A 20,153-nucleotide genomic window follows, 5' to 3' on the forward strand; every position below is an offset into this window, starting at 1 on the left:
GTTCAGGTGCAATAGCGTCTTGAAGCGCGCGTCCGACAGGCGTTAGCTGTTGTCATGAAACCCAAAATTCTGACGACTTTGGCCACCTATGACCGCCAGCAGTTCACCGCCGACCTGATCGCGGGGGTGACGGTGGCCATGATCGCGCTGCCCCTCAGTCTGGCCATCGCCATCGCATCGGGTGCCGGGCCGGAAAAGGGGCTGATCACGGCGATTGTCGCGGGTTTCCTGATTTCCGCACTGGGTGGCAGCCGCGTGCAGATCGGCGGGCCGACGGGGGCGTTTATCGTCGTGGTGTTTGGCGTGATCGCCGAACATGGCTATGACGGGCTGGTGCTGGCGACCTTTATGGCCGGGATCATCATGCTGATTGCCGGTTATCTGAAGGCGGGCAATCTGGTGGCCTATGTGCCCGAGCCTGTGATCAACGGGTTTACCATCGGCATCGGAATCATCATTGCCACCAGCCAGTTGAAGGATCTGTTCGGCCTGAACACGGCGCAGGTGCCTGCGGAGTTTATCGCCAAGGTCGAAACCCTGTGGGCTGCGCGGGGCACGACCAGCGGTGTCGCCCTGGGCATCGGCGTGGCGACGATGGTGCTGATTGTGGTGCTGCGTCGGTTGGCACCGCGCTTTCCGGGGTTGATCGTTGCCGTCGGGGTGACATCGGCGCTGGTGGCGCTCAGCGCCTTGCCGGTCGACACGATCTTTTCGCGTTTTGGCACATTGCCCAGCAGCTTGCCCATGCCCGCGCTGCCCGACTTCAGCATGACGCGGGTGGTCGAGCTTTTGCCTTCGGCCTTTGTCATCGCGTTCCTTGCAGGCATTGAATCGCTGCTTTCCGCCATGGTGGCCGACCGGATGATTGACGGCCACCATCGCCCCAACGCCGAAATCCTGGCCCAAGGCTTTGCCAATATCGGCTCGGCGCTGTTCACCGGTCTGCCCGCCACGGGCGCGATTGCGCGCACCGCCACCAATGTGCGGGCCGGGGGCAAGACACCGGTGGCGGGGATGGTGCATGCGCTGACGATCCTGCTGGTCATGCTGTTGGCGGCGCCGCTGGCGGGCTATCTGGCGATGCCAGCCCTTGCGGGGCTGCTGATCCTGACCGCGTGGAACATGACCGAACCGCACCGCTGGCGCAGCTACATGCAAGCGCGGCCATCGGACCGGCTACTGTTGTTGCTGACGCTGGTATTGACGGTCTTTGCCGATCTGACGGTTGCGATTGGCGTGGGGGTGGCGGTTGGCCTTGCCTTGCGACTGCGCGCCCAAGGACGCAAGGAAGATTGGACGCCACGTGACAGATAGTGCACGCACGTGGATGTGTTAACGATAGCCGACCCCGACCAAGCAAAGGTAACACGCTGATGACCACATCGATTCCGCAAGCGCGATACCGCTGGGTGATCGTCATCGCCTCGGCGCTGATATTGGCGATTTCGATGGGGGCCATCGTCAACGGCATGTCCGCCTTTATCGTGCCGATGCAGATGCAGTTCGGCTGGCCGCGCGGACAGATTGCGCTGATCAATTTCGCGGGCATCATGGGGCTGGCCTTTGGGGGGCTGTTTATGGGGCCTTTGGCCGACCGCAAAGGCACGCGGCCTGTTGTGATGTTCGGCGTTACCGTTCTGGGCCTGTGTTATCTTGCAGCCGCCTTCATGACCGCGCTGTGGCAGTTCTATCTGTTGTTCTTCATCGCAGGGTTCTTTGGCGCGGCTGCCATTTTCCCGCCCGTCATGGCTGCTGTCGGCAACTGGTTCTTCGTGGGCGCTGGTATGGCGATCGGCATCGCGTCGGCGGGCCAGGCCATGGGGCAGGGCGGGGTGCCTTTTGTTTCGTCCTTCCTGATCAAGGCCATCGGCATCAGCGGTGCGTTCTGGGTGACAGGTGTCTTTATGCTGGTGACCTTGCTGCCGCTCAGCCTTTTGTTGCGTCAGCCGCCTTCTGCGGATGATGCACAGCGCAAGGCCAGTGCCGCCGAAGAAGAGACACTGGTGCCCACCAACACTGTCATCATCACGATGAGTGCCGCGATCATCCTGTGCTGTACGTGCATGTCGACACCGCTGATGCATCTTGTGCCGCTTATCCAGGACTGCGGCTTTGCCGCCGAACAAGCCGGCAGCGTGATCTTCGTGATGCTGCTTGTGGCGATTGCGGGCCGTCTTGCCTTTGGCAAACTGGCCGACGTGATCGGGGCTGTGCCTGCCTATATGACCGCGACAGCGTGGATGACGGCATTGGTCTTCGGGTTTATCTACATCGACAATCTCAGCCTGTTCTACGTCTACGGGATCATCTACGGCTTTGGCTATGCGGGTGTCATGACCGGCGTGCTGGTGTCCCTGCGGATGCTGACGCCGCCGTCACGGCGCGCACAGGCTTTGGGGATCGTCACGATGTTCGGCTGGTTCGGCCATGCGATTGGCGGCTATCAGGGCGGGGCACTGTACGATCTGACAGGGAATTACACAGCCGCCTTTGCGGTGGCGGCGATTGCGGGAGTGCTGAACCTGATCATCGTCAGCACCCTGTTGCGCAAGACGCGCCGCGCCCGGATGCTGGCCGCCTAGCGTCCCTTGCGGATGACATAGACCTGCACGTCACCATCCACGTTCGCAGACACCAGTTCATGCCCTGCCTCGGCGCAGAAATGCGGCATGTCGATCACGGCGGCGGGGTCGTCCGCCTGCACGGTCAGCGTGTCGCCCACGGCCAGCGGTTGCAGCCGTTTGCGCGCCTTGAGAACGGGCAGCGGGCACAGCAGCCCAGTGGCGTCCAGCATGTGAGGATCATCAGTCATGTCCCTGACTTAGGCGGGTTGTTTCAAGCTGTCCACAAGGTTGTGACCAAAGGCCGCGTGACGGCGCTGTGCCAATGGCCTATGTCGAAGCCATGTATGGAATAGACATCATCGACGCAGCCCTGCTGCCCGCCATGCTGGTTGCTCTTGTGGCCGGAGTCTTCAGCTTTCTGTCGCCCTGCGTGCTGCCCATCGTGCCGCCCTATCTGGCCTATATGAGCGGCGTGACCCTGAACGATATGGACAGCGTTGCATCGGGTCGCAGACGTGCCGTGATTGCGGCGCTGTTCTTCGTGATGGGGCTGAGCACCGTGTTCTTGCTGCTGGGGTTCACAGCCTCGGCCTTTGGCGCGTTTTTCCTGCAAAACCAGGCGCTGTTTTCCAAGATCTCCGGCGTCGTGGTGATCGTCTTTGGCCTGCATTTCCTGGGCGTCTTCCGCATTCCGTTTCTGGACCAAGAGGCGCGTCTGGATGTGGGCGACCGGGGTGGGTCCTCCTTTGGCGCCTATGTGCTGGGGCTGGCCTTTGCCTTTGGCTGGACGCCTTGCATCGGCCCGCAACTGGGCGCGATCCTGTCGCTGGCGGCGTCCGAGGCATCCGTGGCCCGTGGCACCGTTCTGCTGGGGGTCTATGCGGCGGGACTGGGCATTCCGTTCCTGCTGGCCGCGATGTTCATCACCCGCGCGATGGGGCTGATGAACCGGATCAAACGCCACATGAAGCTGATTGAACGGATCATGGGCGTGTTGTTGGTGATCGTCGGTCTGGCATTGGTCACCGGCGCGTTTACCTGGTTCAGCTTCTGGCTGCTGGAAACCTTTCCCGTTCTCAGCACTTTAGGCTGACGGCTGCGTGAAACCGGTCTAGACTGTGACCCAAAGCAGGACGCAGGCCGGATGCACGAACAAAAAGACACAGTGACCAGACGACGGGTGTTCTACATCCCCGGCTATGATCCCATTCACCCGCGCCGCTACCGCGAGCTGTACCGCAAGGAAGGCAGCGCGCAGGCCGAGATCAGCGGCTATGAGATCGGGCTGAAGCCGCGCAAGTTCAATGGCAACTATGGCTGGCATGTGGATGCGGTCATTGATGGCACGGACGTGGACGCCGATGTCGAAGTGCTGGTCTGGTCCGATATCGTGCGCGACAGCATGGCAACCTCGATCCCCGCAACCTATCTGCAACTGGTCCGCACGGCTTGGGTCTATATCTCGACAGGGGCCTTGGGGCGTTTGATGAAGCTGCGCAAGGGGCCGATTATTGCGGCGCTTTATCCGGTGGGGATGTTGCTGGTGCAATTGCTGCTGGCAGTTCTGCTGGCGTGGGCCGTGTTCACATGGGGCTTTCGCGCGATGGACTGGGCGATGCAGGCGGCTTTGGGCCCGCATATGCTGGGGCCGCTGTTCGGCCTGCGGCTGATCCTGTGGGGCGCATTGGCGCTGGGGGCGGCGGTCTGGTTGATGCGGTGGTTCAAGAAACAGGACGGCAAGTTCTTTGCCTATTACCTGATGCACGATTACGCCTTTTCCGCCGCCTCGCGGGGGGCAAACCCGCCCGAGCTTGAGACGCGCATGGCGGTCTTTGCGGACAGCATCGCGGCATCGTTGCAATCCGATGTGGACGAGGTGCTGGTCGTTGGCCATTCCTCGGGTGCGCATCTGGCGGTGTCGATCCTGTCGGACCTGATCCGCGCGGGCAGGGTGCCGGGTGATGGTCCGCAGTTGGCGTTTCTGTCGCTGGGGCAGGTGGTGCCAATGGTGTCCTTTTTGCCTGACGCGAAACGCCTGCGCGGTGATCTGCGGTTTCTCAGCACGACGGACGCGCTGACATGGGTGGATGTCACCGCCCCGGGCGACGGCTGTGCCTTTGCCCTGTGCGATCCGGTGGCGGTGTCGGGTGTGGCGCCCAAGGGGCAAAAGTGGCCGCTGGTGCTGTCGGCGGCCTTTACCCAGACGCTGAGCCCCGCCCGCTGGAAGGAGCTGCGCTGGCGGTTCTTCCGGCTGCATTTTCAATATCTGTGTGCCTTTGACCGACCTGGGGACTATGATTATTTCCAGATCACCGCAGGCCCGCGATACCTCTCTGACCGCTATGCGGGACGGCAACCGTCGAAATCGCGTATCGTGGCGGCGGTGTCGAAATACACCTCTGTGGCCGCATGATCCAACCGCCGAAACCCCCCAGCCGTCCGGACAAGGTGTCATTGTGGCGCTATGTGCGCCTGTTCAGACGGGACTTGCTGTCGGCCCAGCCTGCGCGCCTGTACCGCGCCTGGATGGCCGAATTTCGCACGCCGTTTTTCCGGTCCTATATGCTGAACCAGCCCGATCTGGTCGAACTTTTGTTGAAAGAACGCCCCGACGATTTCCCCAAATCCGACCGCATCAGCGAAGGGCTGCGCCCGCTGCTGGGCAATTCGGTGTTCCTGACCAATGGAGAAACCTGGAAACGCCAGCGCCGCATCATCGATCCCGCCTTCGAGGGTGGGCGTCTGCGCGACACCTTTGCCGCGATGTGGGACGCAGCCGAAGCTGCGGCCACGCGTTTGGACAAGCGCGCAGGGCAGGTGGTCGAGATCGAGGCAGAGACCAGTCACGCCGCCGCCGACGTGATCTTTCGGACGCTGTTTTCCATCCCCATCGAACATGAGGTGGCGACCGAGGTCTTTGACGAATTTCGCCGCTATCAGCGGGGCCAGCCGATCCTGAATCTTGCGGCTTTCATACCGCTGCCGCGCTGGATGCCGCGTCTGCACCGCAAGTCCACCCGCGCCAGTGCGGCGCGCATCCGCGATCTGATCACACGGCTGACCCGTGACCGGATGGCGGCGATCACGGCAGGAACGGCCCCCGACGATCTGGCGACCAAGATCATGACCACCGCCGATCCGTACACGGGCCAGACGTTCGACACCGAGGAGATGGTCGACCAGGTGGCGATCTTCTTTCTTGCGGGCCATGAAACCAGTGCCTCGGCGCTGGCTTGGGCGCTGTACCTGATGGCGCTGTATCCAGACTGGCAGGACAGGCTGGCCGCCGAGGCGCAGGTGCTGGAACGCGCCGATTTCGCTGTTATGTCCAAACTGCGCCTGTCGCGGGACGTGTTCCGCGAAACCCTGCGCCTGTACCCGCCCGTGCCGATGATGGTGCGCGAGGCCGCGTGCCCCGAACATTTCCGCGACCGCGTGGTGCCAAAAGGCAGCCAGCTGGTCCTGAGCCCCTGGCATCTGCACCGGCACGAACGGCTGTGGGACCGCCCCGATGATTTTGACCCGGACCGCTGGCACACCGAAAACGGCAAGACCTGCGCGCGCAACGCCTATATGCCCTTTTCCGCAGGTGCGCGGGTGTGCACCGGCGCAGGCTTTGCCATGGTCGAGGGACCGCTGATCCTGTCACGCATCCTGCGCGATTTCCGCGTCACGCTGACCGACGCACCGCCGCCCGTGCCCGTCGCACACCTGACCGTACGCTCGGATGGGGGCATTCCGCTGATGCTGACCCGCCGCTGAGGATCTGTTTGCGCTATCACATTCTAAGCCGCGCCCAGATGCGGTAACACCATGCCAAAGAATCAAATGAATTCGGAGTTTCCCATGTCCAAGACCGCAGACCAACACGCACAAATGCAAACCGGTGCAGGCTTTATCGCCGCCCTGGACCAATCGGGCGGGTCGACCCCCAAGGCGCTGGGGCTCTACGGCGTGGATTCCAACGACTATGACAGCGAAGAAGCGATGTTTGCCGAAATCCAGAAGATGCGCGAGCGGATCATTCTGGCGGATGACTTCACCGGCAAGAAGGTGATCGGTGCGATCTTGTTTGAACGCACCATGGGCGAGAGCATCGAAGGCAAGAAAGTGCCCGACTACCTGTGGGAAAACTGCAATGTCGTACCCTTCCTGAAGATCGACAAAGGTCTGGAAGACGAGGCAAACGGCGTGCAGATGATGAAACCGATGCCGTCGCTGGACGCGACACTGCAAGCGGCAGCCAAGGCGGGCATTTACGGAACCAAGGAACGTTCGGTCGTGAACGTGGCCAATGCGGAGGGGATCGAACAGGTCGTGGCCCAGCAGTTCGAGGTCGCGCGCCAGGTCATCGCTGCCGGTCTGGTGCCGATCATCGAACCCGAGGTGAACATCCATTCGGAGAGCAAGGCAGAAGCCGAGGACATGCTGAAGGCGGCGCTTCTGAAGCATCTGGATACGCTGGCCGAGGGCGAAGACGTGATGCTGAAGCTGACCATCCCGAACACGGCGGGTCTGTATGACGATCTGGCGGATCACGCGCGCGTGGTGCGTGTTGTGGCGCTGTCAGGCGGGTACAGCACCGATGTCGCCTGCGAAAAGCTGAGCCAGAACACCAAGATGATCGCCAGCTTCAGCCGCGCGCTGACCGAAGGGTTGCAGCGGTCGATGTCCGATGCCGAGTTCAACACCGCACTGGGCACCAACATCGACAAGATTTACCGCGCGTCGATCTGAATCAGGGAGAATGCCGCGGCATTCTCCAACAGGTTTTTCAGTCTGAAAAACCGCTAAAACAGGACGCGGATTGGTTCGTTGTTGCAAAAGACGACGAACTGGCCCGCGTTCTCGATGGCATGATAGCCACGCCGTTGCACTTCACGCAAAAATGCGTCGCGGCCCACGTATCGCTCGATGTCGCGGATCTTACGGCGGATGACCGCGCCGCGACGGGCCGCCTGGGTGCTGAAAATTTCCAAAACGTATCGGTCGGGGCTGAAGGGGCCATGGGGGTGAAACTCTGACATTTCGTCAGATCAGCAGACCGTGGTTAACGCCCGGTTAATTCGTGGAAGACAAAGAGGCGTATCGACGAGGCAAGCCCCACTTCTGGGTCGCGTGCATCGTCAATCTCTGCCGCCAGCGCATTGATCGGCTGGCCCCGTGTGGCGGCAATATCACGAAACGCACGCCAGAACGCATCTTCCAGTGACACCGACGTGCGGTGCCCGTGCAGGGTGAGTGACCGTTTGACGGGCCGGCCGCTCATGGTTCGCGTTTGTGATTGTCCAGCGCGCGCACGGCCCGGTCGGCCTCTTTGCGCGCGCTGTCTTTTTGCGCCTTGGTGCGCCCGAACTTTACCGCATTTTCATCGGCCCGCGCGGATTTCTCGGCGCGGGCTTTGGCCTTGCGGGCCTTGTTCAGGTTCACCGGCGTGACCATAGGCTTACTTCGGCCCGATCATGTTTTCGGGACGCACCACGCGGTCGAATTCCTCCGCATCGACAAATCCCAGCGCAATCGCTTCTTCTTTCAGCGTCGTGCCGTTCTTGTGCGCGGTCTTGGCGACCTTGGTGGCATTGTCATAGCCGATTGTCGGGGCCAATGCTGTCACCAGCATCAGCGATTCCTTCATCAGCTTGTCGATCCGCGCGGTGTTTGCCTGCGTGCCGACCACCATGTTGTCGGTAAAGCTGCCCGCCGCATCGCCCAGCAATTGCATCGACTGGATCACGTTATAGCTCATCATCGGGTTATAGACGTTCAGTTCGAAATGACCTTGGCTGCCTGCAAAGCCCACGGCGGCGTCGTTGCCCATGACGTGCGCACAGACCATTGTCAGCGCCTCGGCCTGAGTCGGGTTCACCTTGCCCGGCATGATCGACGATCCCGGCTCGTTCTCGGGCAGGATCAGCTCGCCCAGACCCGAACGCGGGCCCGAGCCCAGCAGGCGCATGTCGTTGGCGATCTTGAACAGCGACGCCGCGACGGTTTTCAGCGCGCCCGAGAACATGACCATCGCGTCATGGGCGGCCAGTGCCTCGAACTTGTTGGGGGCGGTGACAAAGGGCAGGTCGGTGATTGCGGCAATTTCTGCGGCAACCTTCTCAGCAAAGCCCTTGCGGGTGTTCAGGCCGGTGCCGACGGCGGTGCCGCCCTGCGCCAGCTCGTAAATGTCGGGCAGGCAGGCCTCGACACGCGCGATGCCCTTGGCGACCTGATGGGCGTAGCCGCCGAATTCCTGTCCCAGCGTCAGTGGCGTGGCATCCTGCGTGTGGGTGCGGCCGATCTTGATGATGTCCTTGAACTCGTCCGACTTGGCCGCCAGTGCGGCGTGCAGCTTGCGCAGACCCGGCAGCAGCGTGTCGCGGGCCACCATGCCGATGGCAACGTGCATCGCGGTCGGGAACGTATCGTTCGACGACTGGCCCATGTTGCAGTGATCGTTGGGGTGGACGGGTTTCTTCGACCCCATCTCGCCGCCCATGATCTCGATCGCGCGGTTCGAGATGACCTCGTTGGCGTTCATGTTCGACTGGGTGCCCGATCCGGTCTGCCAGACGACCAGCGGAAAGTTGTCGTCGAACTTGCCGTCAATCACCTCTTGCGCCGCCTGCGCGATGGCGGGGGCCAGCTCCGCATCCAGATCGCCGAACTCCAGGTTCACTGCGGCACAGGCTTTCTTGATCACGCCCAGCGCGCGCACGATGGCGACGGGCTGTTTTTCCCAGCCGATGGGAAAGTTCATGATCGAGCGTTGCGTCTGCGCGCCCCAATATTTGTCCGATGGGACCTCAAGAGGGCCGAAGCTGTCGGTTTCGGTGCGGGTTTGGGACATGAATAGGCTCCGGGCTTGTGAAATGTCACGCAGGGTGTACCGCCATGGCCGCGCTGGTGCAATTGGGCAATGACCCTGTTAGCGGGTGACTTGCCGCGCATTCCGCGCCCAAACCTTGTAGAAGAGGCCGGATGTGACACATCACCTGTGGCGGCCCGCCCACGGGACACTATATATGACCTCAGGGCGCTGAAGATCACGTGCCCATCTGAAGAGGACAGACCATGACGCGCAGCGCCGCCCTTACCTTCAACGCTATCACACGCCTGCAATTGCTGGCGGGGCTGACACTTTTGGCGTTGCTGTCGTTTGCCGTGCCCGCACGGGCCGACATCAGTAAGTTTGTAGGGTCATACAAAGGTTCTGCCGATGTGCTGTCTGCGGATGGGACCGTGCAACCCCGTGACATGAGTGTCGAAATCGGTGCCTCTGACAAAGGATTTACCGTGCGCTGGACGTCAACGCGCACCCGCGACGATGGCACTGAAAAGTCGAAATCCTACGCGATCCGGTTTATTCCCAGCGATCGCAATGGAATCTATGCCGCCGCCATGGGCCGCAACGTGTTCGGTCATGATGTGCAACTGGACCCGATGCAGGGCGAGCCCTATGTCTGGGCCCGGCTCAGCGGCGACACGCTGTCGGTCTATTCGCTGTTTGTCACGGACGAGGGTGGATATGAGATCCAGCAATACGACCGTACCCTGGTGGACGAAGGGCTGCGTCTAAAATTCCAACGCCTGCGCAACGGCGCACCGCTGCGGTCGGTTTCAACGGTTCTAAAGCGTCAATAAGGCAGCTCAGCCAGCGACTTGCGCCATGGCGCCAACGGCTTTCTTAACCACGCTGTCGACATGTTCGCTGGTGGCAATCTGTCGGGTCAGCACGTCGGTCACGGGCACCCAACGCGCATCACTGACATCGTCATTGGCCACTGGTACACCGCTGACATAGGCGCACAGCACAGCGGCCAGCAAAAAGTGGAATCGCACGGCACCGCTTTCGTCATGTACGATCACGTCAATATTGGTCAGATATTCCACGGCACGCCCTGTCACGCCCGTCTCTTCGTGCAATTCACGCACCGCCGCTTTCAGCGTTGGCTCGCCCAGCTCCACATGCCCGCCGGGAAAGCCCCAAAGTCCGGCATCCGGTTCGTTCCTGCGCCGGACCAGCAAAACATGATCATCGCGGATCATAACGGCAAGTGCGGCAAGTTTGGGCGCTGTCAGCATGATATCGCGGGTCTCTGGCACAGTGCCGCCCGCACCTCAGTGTTTGCGGAAACTGTCCAGCGACACCACGTCGGCGTCTTTCTTTCCGGGTTTCTTCTTGGCGTCAGAGTGATCGGTGTGCTCGATCGGGGCGGGCACAACTTCGTGCTTCTCCTGATCTGCCCGGGTGGCAAGCAGATCGTCACCGTCCGTCGCGTCCTGGCTTTCAAAGCGCAGGCCAAACTCCACCGAGGGATCTACGAAGGTCTTGATCGCGTCATAGGGGATATACAGCGGCTCGGGCGCATCACCGAAATTCAAGGTGATTGAAAAGCCGTCATCGGTCACTTCCAGCTTGTCATACCAGTGCTGCATCACCACGGTCATTTCGCCGGGATAGCGGTCTGACAGCCAGTCGGCCAGCTCTGCATCGGGGTGGCTGGTGTCAAAGGTGATAAAGAAATGATGCGCTCCGGGCAGACCATTGTCTGCCACGTCCTGCAAGACCTTGCGGATCAGACCCCGCATCGCGTCATGCATCAGATTGCCATAGTCAATGTTTCGGCCCATGCGCGTGTCTTAAAGCCCCTGTATTTCGTTGAGGGTGATCATATAAGTTTTGCGACCAAGCGAAAGGGGTGTCCAGTATTATCCGCCGATCACTCCCACAAGCAGTCCCGCCGTGGCGCTGATTGCCAGCGTGGCGGGCAGGCCCAGACGCAGGCGCAAAAGCAAAAGTGCGGCCAGCAGGGTCAGGCCAAGGGCGGTCAGGTTCAACGTGGCAAGGTCCGGCAGGGGCATCGCGCCCAAACTGCGCACTGTGCCAAACAACACATGCAGGGCAAACCACACCGACAGGTTCAGGATAACGCCGACGACGGCGGCGGTGATCGCCTGAAGGGCTGCGGCCAGACGCGGGCGGGCGGACAGGGTGTCAAGGTAAGGACCGGCAAGGAAAATCCAGAGAAAACAAGGGGTAAATGTAACCCAAAGCGCCAGGATGCCCGCCAGAATCGCCATGGTCGCGCCACCCTGGGCAAAGCCTGCGAGCAGGGCGACGAATTCGGTCACCAGAATCAGCGGCCCCGGTGTGGTCTCGGCCAGCCCCAGCGCGTCGATCATCTGACCTGTGTCGATCCAGCCGAAATCCTGCACCACCGTTTGCGTCATATAGGCCAGAACCGCGTAGGCCCCGCCAAAGGTGACAACGGCCAGTTTGGAAAAGAACAGGCCCAGTTGCAGCAGGAAATCCTGATCCAGCATCCAGACCAGCACCAGCGGCGCGGCCCAGAGCAGGCCCCAGATCACGAGCGTTCTGCCGGGATGGGTCCGGGTGGATGCCGGGATCGGCTGGGGGGCTGACGCACGTGCGCGCCATGCGCCGAACAGCCCCGCGCCAAGGATCAGCAGCGGGTAGGGCACGCCGAACGCGAACAGCCCAAGGAACGCCAGCCCTGCCAGCACCCAAGCCGCCGGGTCTTTCAACGCCTTGCCACTCACCCGCAGCAGCGCCTGGACCACCACCACGATGACCGCGGCCTTGATCCCGACAAAGGCCGCCTGCACCAGCGGCAATGCACCAAAATGCACATAGCCCAAGGCCAGCGCCATGATCAGCGCCGCACCCGGCAATACAAACAGCAACCCGCCCAGAAGTCCGCCCGCAACCCCGCGCAAGCGCCAGCCTGCGTAGGTGGCCAATTGCATCGCCTCGGGTCCTGGCAGCAACATGCACAGCGACAGTGCGCGCAGATAGTCCTGTTCGCTCAGCCATTTGTGGCGCTCGACCAGTTCCGAATGCATCAGGGCAATCTGTGCCGCAGGGCCGCCAAAGCTCAGCAATCCGATGCGGCCGAACACACGAAACATGTCGGCAAAGCCGGGAGGATGGGGTGCGGGCACAGCAACGGTCCTGTCCAAGGGGGCGCAGGACCCCGTTCGGGCCAGTCTGTGCGCACAGGACAAGCATCTGTCAACTGCGATCGGGACGCACCGCAGCGGTGATAAATAAGGCTGGAAAGAGGGGAAAGTGCAGGCTTCTGTTGCCAGGTGCCTGCGAACCCCGCCTTACGCTGCTAGGCGCAAGGACTTAATTTTCGATGTAGGTTACAGCTTACGCTGCAACTGCCATCGGAGCACGATTGTCATTTGCAATTGTACAGTTTTCGCCGATAACGGTGGCAGACAGCCGAGACAAAGCAAAACCCCTTTAGACGTTCGTCGATCCTATTTCGTCCCCATGATCCCCAAATGAAGGATGTTTGGTGGAGACGCCGGGTACCGCCCCCGGGTCCGATCCGCTTATTACGAGCGCGTTTATGTCCATAGTCCCGAAGGACAGTTCAAATATAGGGCGGGCGTGGATGTCTTGCAAGGGGGATGGATGGAAATCAGCGCATCAAGTTTCAGGTGAGGAACGTCCTGCAAGATATTGGATTTGCTAGGGTAAGTTTTGATCAACCAAGATTGGCAATGATCAGCCAAAGCGCCAGCGCCGCTTCGATCCCGCCAAACACCAGCAGTTTCCTAAATGGTGGCTTGTCCAGGACCAGCGACACGACCCGTCCCGCCGCCGCGCCCGCATAGGCAAAGCCCAGCATCCCATAGGCAATCGGTGCATCCAGCCACATCACGGCAAGACCTGATACAACGAACAGCCCGCCGACGGAGGCGCGCATCTCGCTCAGGCCCATGGTGCTGTTGGTCGGGGCCAGATCCAGCGTCTGTGCCGTGTAGCGGGGGGCCACGAAACCGAACAATCCAAAGGCCACGGTCGCCAGGGCTGCAATCACGTTGAGAATGTCAATCATCCGAAGGCCTCGCCTTGCTTAATCCAAGCGGTCGTCGGCATAAAGGTGCAGGTCCATGTCCAGACCGAACCTCTGCAGCATGCCCAGGATCGCACCATAGGTAATTAGCGCGCCGCCAAGCAATTCCAGCCCTTCCTGAATGATTGATTTGATGCGCGGGTCATAGGCCGCGCCCATAACCGGTTCCCACAGCGCGCCGGTGCCGAAAAGACGGCTGAACACCACCAACAGCAAAAATCCGCAATACATGAAAGTACCCGACCGGGTCTGGAAGTGCTGTAGGAATGGCACGGCCAACGTGCCCCTGAAGCGCATCGCCAGCGCCAGCCCGGTCAGGCCCAGCGCAAGGGCGGGCCATTTCCAGAAACCGTGCCAGACATGATCCAGAAGGTGGTCATTCTCGCGGATCACGATCAGCCCGCACATCGTGGCAACACAGACCAGATACGCGCGCGCCTGCGGGTGCCGCACCGCTGCATGGGCAAAGATCGCCCCCGTGCACAGCGTCAGAACCACGTGCAGTGTTTCGGTCACGGAGTCCTCGGAAATCGTATCGCTCAGCACCACCGCATCCAGACGGACCACAAGCACCACCAGCACGAGCAACGCCATCAGGCCGAAAAACTCGGTGGCAGCCGCGAACAGCTGCCTGCGGATGGGCATCGCCACATGCGCGTCGCTGTCATGAGCGTGGATTTTTACGGTTCTTTGCATGAAATCGTCTCGTTGGACGTAAGTTGTGTAACGATTTTGTAACGCCCGACTCTCGGTTGAAGTTTCAAAGTTTCGTGAAAAAGTTGTGACCAGGGCCAAAGTTTCCGGGGAGCGGTCCTGCGCAAAGACGTAGGGTCACAGGCCGCGTGCAGCCTCGCTGCGGGTCAATTCCCTTTGTCACGGGCTGGTATGTCTGGCAATTTCGCGTCAGTCTGATTCAGGGCGGCCCGCTGGTCTGCCGCCCGACCGGAGGGCGAGGCACGTGATCGACAAAACCTATGTCACGACGATGGCACGCTATAATGCTTGGCAGAACAGCCAGTTGACTGCCATCGTGACCAAGATGGACCATGACGCTCTGATACAGGATCGCGGTGCGTTCTTCGGCTCGATCCTTGGCACATTGAACCATCTGCTGTGGGGCGACCGGATGTGGTTGAACCGGTTTGGAGCGGATGTGGACGCGCCGGCACGCGGCGACACAACCAAGCTCACGCCGACGATTGCCGCCTGGAGCGCCGAGCGGTTCCAGGTCGATGGCCGGACGACGATCTGGGCCAAGGGCTTGCACAACATTGATCTTGCGGGGGATCTGTCGTGGTATTCCGGTGGCCACGACAAAACGCTGACGCGACCCTTGGCGCTGTGCGTTGCGCATTTCTTCAACCACCAGACCCACCATCGCGGACAGGTGCATGCGATGTTGACCGCTGCGGGACAGGCGGCGCCGGTCAGCGATCTGGTGTTCATGGATGACAACGGAGCGTAACCAGCAACCAACGGAGCGCAAGACGACGAGAGTTGTTACACCGTGAGAGAGCGGGACCGAGCGGGCCGACCCCGCGTGCTCCCCGGGATATTTTTTGAAACAGAGAAGGCAAGGGGCCTTCGGGAAGGACTGAGCAGTATGTTTGACGCATTGGTTGTGAACAAGGACGAGGACGGCAAGACATCGGCGGCGGTGACGCAGCTGGGGCTGGATGATCTGCCGCAGGGCGATGTTGTGGTGCAGGTCGAATATTCGACCGTGAACTACAAGGACGGTTTGTGCATTGGGCCGGGCGGCGGTCTGGTGCGGAACTATCCGCATGTGCCGGGGATCGACTTTGCCGGGACCGTCGAAAGCTCGGACGATGACCGCTACAAACCCGGCGACAAGGTCGTTTTGACCGGTTGGCGCGTGGGCGAGGCGCATTGGGGTGGATATGCGCAAAAGGCGCGGGTCAAGGCCGACTGGCTGGTTCCGCTGCCCAAAGGTCTGGACACGCGTCAGGCCATGGCTGTCGGAACGGCCGGTTTCACCGCGATGCTTGCGGTCATGGCGCTGGAAGATCACGGCATCAAGAAAGGCCCCGTTCTGGTCACTGGCGCGGCAGGCGGTGTCGGGTCGGTTGCAACGGCCATTCTGGCCAACCTTGGCCATCAGGTGGCAGGCGTCACTGGTCGGCCCGAGACAGCGGATTACCTCAAATCGCTGGGCGCCACACAGATCGTTGCGCGCGAAGAGATCAACGAGACCGTGAAACGCCCCCTTGAAGGCGAAACATGGGGCGGTTGTGTCGATGCCGTGGGCGGCGCGATGCTGGCGCGTGTGCTGGGCCAGATGGAATACGGGGCCAGCGTGGCCGCGGTTGGTCTGGCGGGCGGTGCGGCCTTGCCTGCGACGGTCATTCCCTTCCTCTTGCGTGGTGTGAACCTGCTGGGAATCGATTCCGTGATGCAGCCCTATGACAACCGTGTGCGGGCCTGGAGCCGGATCGCTTCGGATCTGCCGATGGACAAGCTGGACGCGATGGTACAGCCCGCGACCCTGTCGGACCTGCCCAAGCTGGGCGCTGATATTCTGAACGGTCAGGTCAAGGGCCGTGTAGTGGTGGATGTGAACGCATGAGCTATGACGACCAGAACATCTTTGCCAAGATCCTGCGCGGCGAGATCCCGAATGTGACCGTTTACGAGGACGCCGAAACCTTGTGTTTCATGGACATCATGCCACGCGCTGACGGGCACTGTCTGGTGATCCCGAAAACGCCATGTCGCAACATGCTGGACGCCAGCCCCGAACAGTTGGCGGCCTGCATGAAGACGGTGAACAAGGTGGCGAACGCGGCGATGACCGCGTTCAACGCCGACGGGATCACCCTGCAACAGTTCAACGAGGCCGCAGGCGGGCAGGAGGTGTTCCACCTGCATTTCCACATCCTGCCCCGGCACGAGGGCGTGGCGACACGCCCGCCGGGAAAAATGGGCGACATGGACGCGATCAAATCCCACGCAGAGGCGATAAAAGCCGCGTTGTAACTGGCCTTTGCTTCCACCTCATCCCCTCAATTCAAATGTCAACTGCCACTTTTCTAGGCGAAAGGTTGCCACTGCGGGGATGAGGCCTATGCTTGTGACTGCGACCTAATTGCAGAAACGGGCGCGTTCCGGTTTTGACCTGCGCGACCCGTCACACTTGGAAGGGACAGTCCATGTCAGATACCGACACCCACGGTATACCGTCACCAGATGGTATAGCCGATGTCATCGAGACCGATTACGAGATCGGTCAGGACAACTTTGAAACGAAAATCGGACCCTTCGGTCTGGACATCCACAACCCGGTATTCGTTATCTCGGGCGCGGCCATCGTGATTTTCGTGCTGTATACGCTGTTGTTGCCTGAACAGGCCTCTGCCGCGTTCAAGGCGATGTTCAATTTTACCACCACCAACTTTGACTGGTTTCTGATTGGTTCTGCCGACATCGTGGTGATCTTTGCGCTGTTGCTGATCGTGACGCCCTATGGCTCGGTCCGGCTGGGCGGAGACGAGGCGACGCCGGATTACACCTACATGGGCTGGTTCGCGATGCTGTTTGCCGCCGGCATGGGCATCGGGTTGATGTTCTACGGCGTGTCCGAGCCGTTGACGCATTTCTCGACCGCATTCGGGGGCACTGCCATCGAAGATGGGCTTCGCACCGACTGGGCGCCGCTGGGTGCGGCCACCGGGGACGAGCCGGGGTCGGTCCGGCTGGGCATGGCTGCCACGATCTACCACTGGGCGCTGCACCCTTGGGCGATCTATGCGACTGTCGCTCTGGCGCTGGCGCTTTTCACCTATAACAAAGGTCTGCCGCTGACGATCCGGTCGGCGTTCTATCCGATCCTGGGCGATCGGGTCTGGGGTTGGCCGGGCCACATCATCGACATCATCGCGGTGTTTGCGACGCTCTTCGGTCTGGCGACATCGCTTGGTTTTGGCGCGACGCAGGCCAACGCGGGTCTGAACGAGCTGTTTGGCGTGCCCATCGGCAACACCACCGAGGTCATCCTGATCTCGCTGATCACCGCAGTGGCATTGGTGTCGGTTCTGCGTGGCCTTGATGGCGGCGTGAAGGTGCTGAGCGAGATCAACATGGGCCTTGCCGGTTTGCTGGCGCTGTTCACCCTGATCATCGGGCCGACCACCTTCCTGATCACCTTTTTCTGGGACAGCCTGAAGGCCTATGTCGAGTATCTGCCTGCGCTTTCGAACCCCTTTGGCCGTGAAGACGTGAACTATTCCCAAGGCTGGACGGCATTCTACTGGGCGTGGTGGATCAGCTGGTCACCCTTCGTGGGCATGTTCATTGCCCGTGTCAGCCGGGGCCGCACGGTGCGAGAATTCGTCGTTTGCGTGCTGCTGATTCCTTCGATGGTCTGCGTGTTGTGGATGTCGATCTTTGGCGGCACCGCGATCCATCAGGTCCTGAACGACGGGTACACCGGCGCGCAGGATGCGGATCTGCCGTTGCAGTTGTTCCGCATGCTGGACCAGTTGCCGCTTGCTTCGATCACATCGTTCATCGGCATCGTTCTGGTGGTGGTGTTCTTTGTCACCTCCTCGGACTCGGGCAGCCTGGTGATCGACACGATCACCGCCGGCGGCAAGGTCGACGCCCCGGTGCCGCAGCGGGTGTTCTGGTGCATCTTCGAGGGCGCCGTGGCGATTGCGCTGCTGCTGGGCGGTGGCCTTGCGGCGCTGCAATCCATGGTGATCTCGACGGGGCTGCTGTTCACCGTCGTGCTTTTGGTGATGTGCTGGTGCATCTTCCGTGGCCTGCAAAGCGAACGCGCGAATATGCGCTGATCCGACAGTCAGCTTGAGAAAAATAAGACGGCAGGTTTTCAACCTGCCGTTTTTTGTTTTGTGGGTGTCGCTATCGACGCCTGTATTTTCGGACCTGCCCCGTAGCGTTGGCCGCATTAACAAAAACAAACAAATCAGGGACAGAAAAGAATGGCACTAAAACCCCCCCTCACGAAACTGCCGATCAAGACGGCCTCCAGCGGGTTCTACCGCGGGTTCAGCATGGACGTCACGATCACTGCCAAGATCATCATCGGCCTTCTGGTGATCTGGGCTGTGGCCTTTCCCGATCAAGCCGCATCGGTTCTGAACGGTCTGAACGGCTTTATCCTGACAAACTTCGCCACGTGGTATGTCTATGTGATGGCGGCCTTTGTCATCGTGTGTATCGTGCTGGCCGTCTGGCCAAGCGCGGGCAGGTTGAAGCTGGGTCTCGATTCGGACGAGCCTGAATTCGGCTACTTCTCGTGGTTCTCGATGATGTTCGGTGCGGGCATCGGTGTCGGGATGCTGACATGGGCTGTGGCCGAGCCGATCTATCACTTTGGCAACAACCCCGACGTGATGCAGGGCTTTGCCACGGCCAAGGGCGAAGACAACATCCTGAACGCTTATAAATGGTCCTACCTGCACTGGGGCTTCTCGGCGTGGTCGTCCTATGCGATTGCCGGTCTGGGGCTGGGGTATTTTGCCTATCGTCGCGGTCTGCCGCTGACGATCCGGTCGTCGCTGTCGCCACTCTTTGGCGCGCGGTTGTCGGGCAAAATGGGTCACCTTGTCGATATCGTTGCGGTGGTCGCCACCATTCTGGGCGTGGCGCAAACACTGGGCTTTGGCGTGAACCAGTTCGTGGACGGCATGGCGCGCATCGGCGTTGGTGACTGGCTGATGAACGCAGAAGGCAAACCGTCGTCGGCGGGCATCGTCTTTGCGATCGTGATTATCATGGGCGCATCGACCCTGTCGGCGCTGTCCGGCGTGGGCAAGGGCATCAAGTGGCTGTCGAACCTCAACATGGCGCTCTCGATCTTCCTGCTGGGCTTCCTGATCATCTTCGGCTCGACCTTCTTTGGCTTCCGCGCATTGTTCGTGGGCATGTGGGAATATGTCATCGCGCTGCCCGGCATGATCTTTACAATCTACAGCGGCGAAAACCCCGTTGATCAGGACCTGGCTGGCTGGCAGGGGTCGTGGACCGTGTTCTATTGGGCTTGGTGGGTGGCTTTTGCCCCCTTCGTGGGCCTGTTCCTTGCACGGATCTCCAAAGGGCGCACAATCCGCGAATTCGTACTGGGCGCGGTGATCGCCCCCTCGATCATGTGCTTTGTCTGGTTTGCATGGGCCGGTGGCACCGCGATTGATCTGGAACTGTCCGGTCAGGCCGCGGGCAAGATCTTTGGTGCCACGGACGGCGGCAAGATCTTTGCGATGACCGACATCCTGTTGGGCGAGGGCGTTCTGAGCTGGTTGATGGCGGTTGTGATCGTCGTTTTGCTGATGACCTATCTGGTCACTTCGGCGGACTCGGCCGTGCTGATCGTCAATACGATCAATGCCGCCGGCGACGAGGGACCCAAGGCACGCCCGCACATCATCTTTTGGGGTGTTGCGTTGGGAGCCGTGGTGGCGGCGCTGCTGTTGATCGGCGGGATCGGCGCGATCCAGACGGCGATGGTGATCGGTGCCTTGCCCTTCAGCGTGGTGATGGTGCTCATGGCGATAGCCTTGATCAAGGCGATCTACCTGGACGGCAAACGCGAGGCGGCTGGCATCTCCTCGACCGCACCGGCCGAGACCACACCCGCCGAGTGATTGCGTCACGAGGAACGTATGAAGGGGCCGCTCCGGTTGGGGCGGCCCTTTTTCGTGTCATGGTAGGCCCTGTCGCCGCAACGTCC

At 60.9% G+C, this 20,153-nt stretch carries 22 protein-coding genes and 1 other RNA gene; 12 read left to right on the top strand and 11 right to left on the bottom strand.

Annotated elements, in window-relative coordinates; genetic code table 11:
• Positions 1-54 precede the first annotated feature (54 nt).
• Entirely contained in the window at positions 55-1,314 is a 1,260-nt protein-coding gene (locus tag BUC08_RS03235) for a SulP family inorganic anion transporter (protein WP_037920624.1), read from the top strand.
• 59 nt (positions 1,315-1,373) lie between these two features.
• Positions 1,374-2,582: an MFS transporter gene (locus tag BUC08_RS03240; RefSeq protein ID WP_037920622.1), complete on the top strand. Its 1,209-nt coding sequence runs from the start codon at positions 1,374-1,376 to the stop codon at positions 2,580-2,582.
• Here the strand turns inward: BUC08_RS03240 and BUC08_RS03245 are convergent.
• The gene (locus BUC08_RS03245; protein ID WP_037920620.1) at positions 2,579-2,812 is read right to left on the bottom strand and encodes a sulfurtransferase TusA family protein; all 234 of its coding nucleotides are present in this window, start codon (positions 2,810-2,812) and stop codon (positions 2,579-2,581) included. The genes BUC08_RS03240 and BUC08_RS03245 overlap by 4 nt on opposite strands.
• Positions 2,813-2,904: 92 nt before the next feature.
• On the opposite strand from BUC08_RS03245, the gene BUC08_RS03250 reads away from it, so the two are divergent.
• The 4 genes from BUC08_RS03250 (at position 2,905) to BUC08_RS03265 (ending at position 7,301) form a co-directional block, all read left to right on the top strand.
• Positions 2,905-3,657: a cytochrome c biogenesis CcdA family protein gene (locus tag BUC08_RS03250; protein ID WP_028956450.1), complete on the top strand. Its 753-nt coding sequence runs from the start codon at positions 2,905-2,907 to the stop codon at positions 3,655-3,657.
• 51 nt (positions 3,658-3,708) lie between these two features.
• Positions 3,709-4,977 carry a hypothetical protein gene (locus BUC08_RS03255; protein WP_037920619.1) on the top strand — a complete coding sequence of 423 codons (1,269 nt, stop codon included), beginning with the start codon at positions 3,709-3,711 and terminating at the stop codon, positions 4,975-4,977.
• Positions 4,974-6,326 (top strand): cytochrome P450, encoded by a 1,353-nt coding sequence (locus BUC08_RS03260; RefSeq protein WP_037920617.1) that lies wholly within the window; start codon positions 4,974-4,976, stop codon positions 6,324-6,326. The genes BUC08_RS03255 and BUC08_RS03260 overlap by 4 nt, the downstream gene beginning before the upstream one ends.
• 84 nt (positions 6,327-6,410) lie before the next feature.
• Complete coding sequence (locus BUC08_RS03265) at positions 6,411-7,301, top strand: fructose bisphosphate aldolase (protein ID WP_037922009.1); 891 nt, start codon at positions 6,411-6,413, stop codon at positions 7,299-7,301.
• A 53-nt stretch (positions 7,302-7,354) separates the two neighbouring features.
• Here the strand turns inward: BUC08_RS03265 and BUC08_RS03270 are convergent, their stop codons facing one another.
• The 4 genes from BUC08_RS03270 to fumC are packed head-to-tail and all read right to left on the bottom strand — an operon-like array spanning position 7,355 to position 9,402.
• Complete coding sequence (locus BUC08_RS03270; protein WP_037920615.1) at positions 7,355-7,591, bottom strand: hypothetical protein; 237 nt, start codon at positions 7,589-7,591, stop codon at positions 7,355-7,357.
• Positions 7,592-7,614: 23 nt separating this feature from the next.
• Positions 7,615-7,833 carry a ribbon-helix-helix domain-containing protein gene (locus tag BUC08_RS03275; RefSeq protein ID WP_037920613.1) on the bottom strand — a complete coding sequence of 73 codons (219 nt, stop codon included), beginning with the start codon at positions 7,831-7,833 and terminating at the stop codon, positions 7,615-7,617.
• Positions 7,830-8,006 carry a DUF4169 family protein gene (locus tag BUC08_RS03280; RefSeq protein ID WP_037920611.1) on the bottom strand — a complete coding sequence of 59 codons (177 nt, stop codon included), beginning with the start codon at positions 8,004-8,006 and terminating at the stop codon, positions 7,830-7,832. Before BUC08_RS03280 ends, BUC08_RS03275 begins: the two co-directional genes overlap by 4 nt.
• Before the next feature lie 4 nt (positions 8,007-8,010).
• On the bottom strand, positions 8,011-9,402 hold the full coding sequence (fumC, locus tag BUC08_RS03285) for a class II fumarate hydratase (RefSeq protein WP_037920609.1): 1,392 nt from the start codon (positions 9,400-9,402) through the stop codon (positions 8,011-8,013).
• A gap of 224 nt (positions 9,403-9,626) precedes the next feature.
• On the opposite strand from fumC, the gene BUC08_RS03290 reads away from it, so the two are divergent.
• Positions 9,627-10,196 carry a hypothetical protein gene (locus BUC08_RS03290; protein WP_224769743.1) on the top strand — a complete coding sequence of 190 codons (570 nt, stop codon included), beginning with the start codon at positions 9,627-9,629 and terminating at the stop codon, positions 10,194-10,196.
• A 6-nt stretch (positions 10,197-10,202) separates the two neighbouring features.
• On the opposite strand, the gene BUC08_RS03295 is transcribed toward BUC08_RS03290, so the two are convergent.
• The 6 genes from BUC08_RS03295 to BUC08_RS03320 form a co-directional block, all read right to left on the bottom strand.
• Positions 10,203-10,658 (bottom strand): NUDIX hydrolase, encoded by a 456-nt coding sequence (locus BUC08_RS03295; RefSeq protein WP_327194687.1) that lies wholly within the window; start codon positions 10,656-10,658, stop codon positions 10,203-10,205.
• A gap of 15 nt (positions 10,659-10,673) precedes the next feature.
• Positions 10,674-11,186: an SspB family protein gene (locus BUC08_RS03300; RefSeq protein ID WP_037920605.1), complete on the bottom strand. Its 513-nt coding sequence runs from the start codon at positions 11,184-11,186 to the stop codon at positions 10,674-10,676.
• A gap of 78 nt (positions 11,187-11,264) precedes the next feature.
• Positions 11,265-12,485 carry a chromate efflux transporter gene (gene chrA / locus BUC08_RS03305; protein ID WP_037922005.1) on the bottom strand — a complete coding sequence of 407 codons (1,221 nt, stop codon included), beginning with the start codon at positions 12,483-12,485 and terminating at the stop codon, positions 11,265-11,267.
• A 159-nt stretch (positions 12,486-12,644) separates the two neighbouring features.
• Positions 12,645-12,994: a transfer-messenger RNA gene (gene ssrA, locus BUC08_RS03310) on the bottom strand.
• 78 nt (positions 12,995-13,072) lie between these two features.
• Entirely contained in the window at positions 13,073-13,426 is a 354-nt protein-coding gene (locus BUC08_RS03315) for a DUF4345 family protein (RefSeq protein WP_037920603.1), read from the bottom strand.
• Positions 13,427-13,444: 18 nt separating this feature from the next.
• Complete coding sequence (locus tag BUC08_RS03320; RefSeq protein WP_143186662.1) at positions 13,445-14,140, bottom strand: hypothetical protein; 696 nt, start codon at positions 14,138-14,140, stop codon at positions 13,445-13,447.
• Between the two features lie 262 nt (positions 14,141-14,402).
• Here BUC08_RS03320 and BUC08_RS03325 point away from each other — a divergent pair, with 262 nt between their 5' ends.
• The 5 genes from BUC08_RS03325 to BUC08_RS03345 all read left to right on the top strand — a co-directional run bounded on the left by BUC08_RS03325 (position 14,403) and on the right by BUC08_RS03345 (position 20,067).
• A complete protein-coding gene (locus BUC08_RS03325) occupies positions 14,403-14,909 on the top strand; it encodes a DinB family protein (RefSeq protein WP_073194117.1) in 507 nt (168 codons plus the stop codon).
• Positions 14,910-15,047: 138 nt separating this feature from the next.
• Entirely contained in the window at positions 15,048-16,031 is a 984-nt protein-coding gene (gene acuI, locus BUC08_RS03330) for an acryloyl-CoA reductase (RefSeq protein WP_037920599.1), read from the top strand.
• Positions 16,028-16,441 carry an HIT family protein gene (locus BUC08_RS03335; RefSeq protein ID WP_028956465.1) on the top strand — a complete coding sequence of 138 codons (414 nt, stop codon included), beginning with the start codon at positions 16,028-16,030 and terminating at the stop codon, positions 16,439-16,441. Before acuI ends, BUC08_RS03335 begins: the two co-directional genes overlap by 4 nt.
• Positions 16,442-16,614: 173 nt before the next feature.
• Positions 16,615-18,255 (top strand): BCCT family transporter, encoded by a 1,641-nt coding sequence (locus tag BUC08_RS03340; RefSeq protein ID WP_037920597.1) that lies wholly within the window; start codon positions 16,615-16,617, stop codon positions 18,253-18,255.
• A 150-nt stretch (positions 18,256-18,405) separates the two neighbouring features.
• On the top strand, positions 18,406-20,067 hold the full coding sequence (locus tag BUC08_RS03345; RefSeq protein ID WP_037920595.1) for a BCCT family transporter: 1,662 nt from the start codon (positions 18,406-18,408) through the stop codon (positions 20,065-20,067).
• Positions 20,068-20,153: the final 86 nt, after the last annotated feature.

The sequence above is a fragment of the Pseudosulfitobacter pseudonitzschiae genome, from assembly GCF_900129395.1.
Lineage (GTDB): Bacteria > Pseudomonadota > Alphaproteobacteria > Rhodobacterales > Rhodobacteraceae > Pseudosulfitobacter > Pseudosulfitobacter pseudonitzschiae.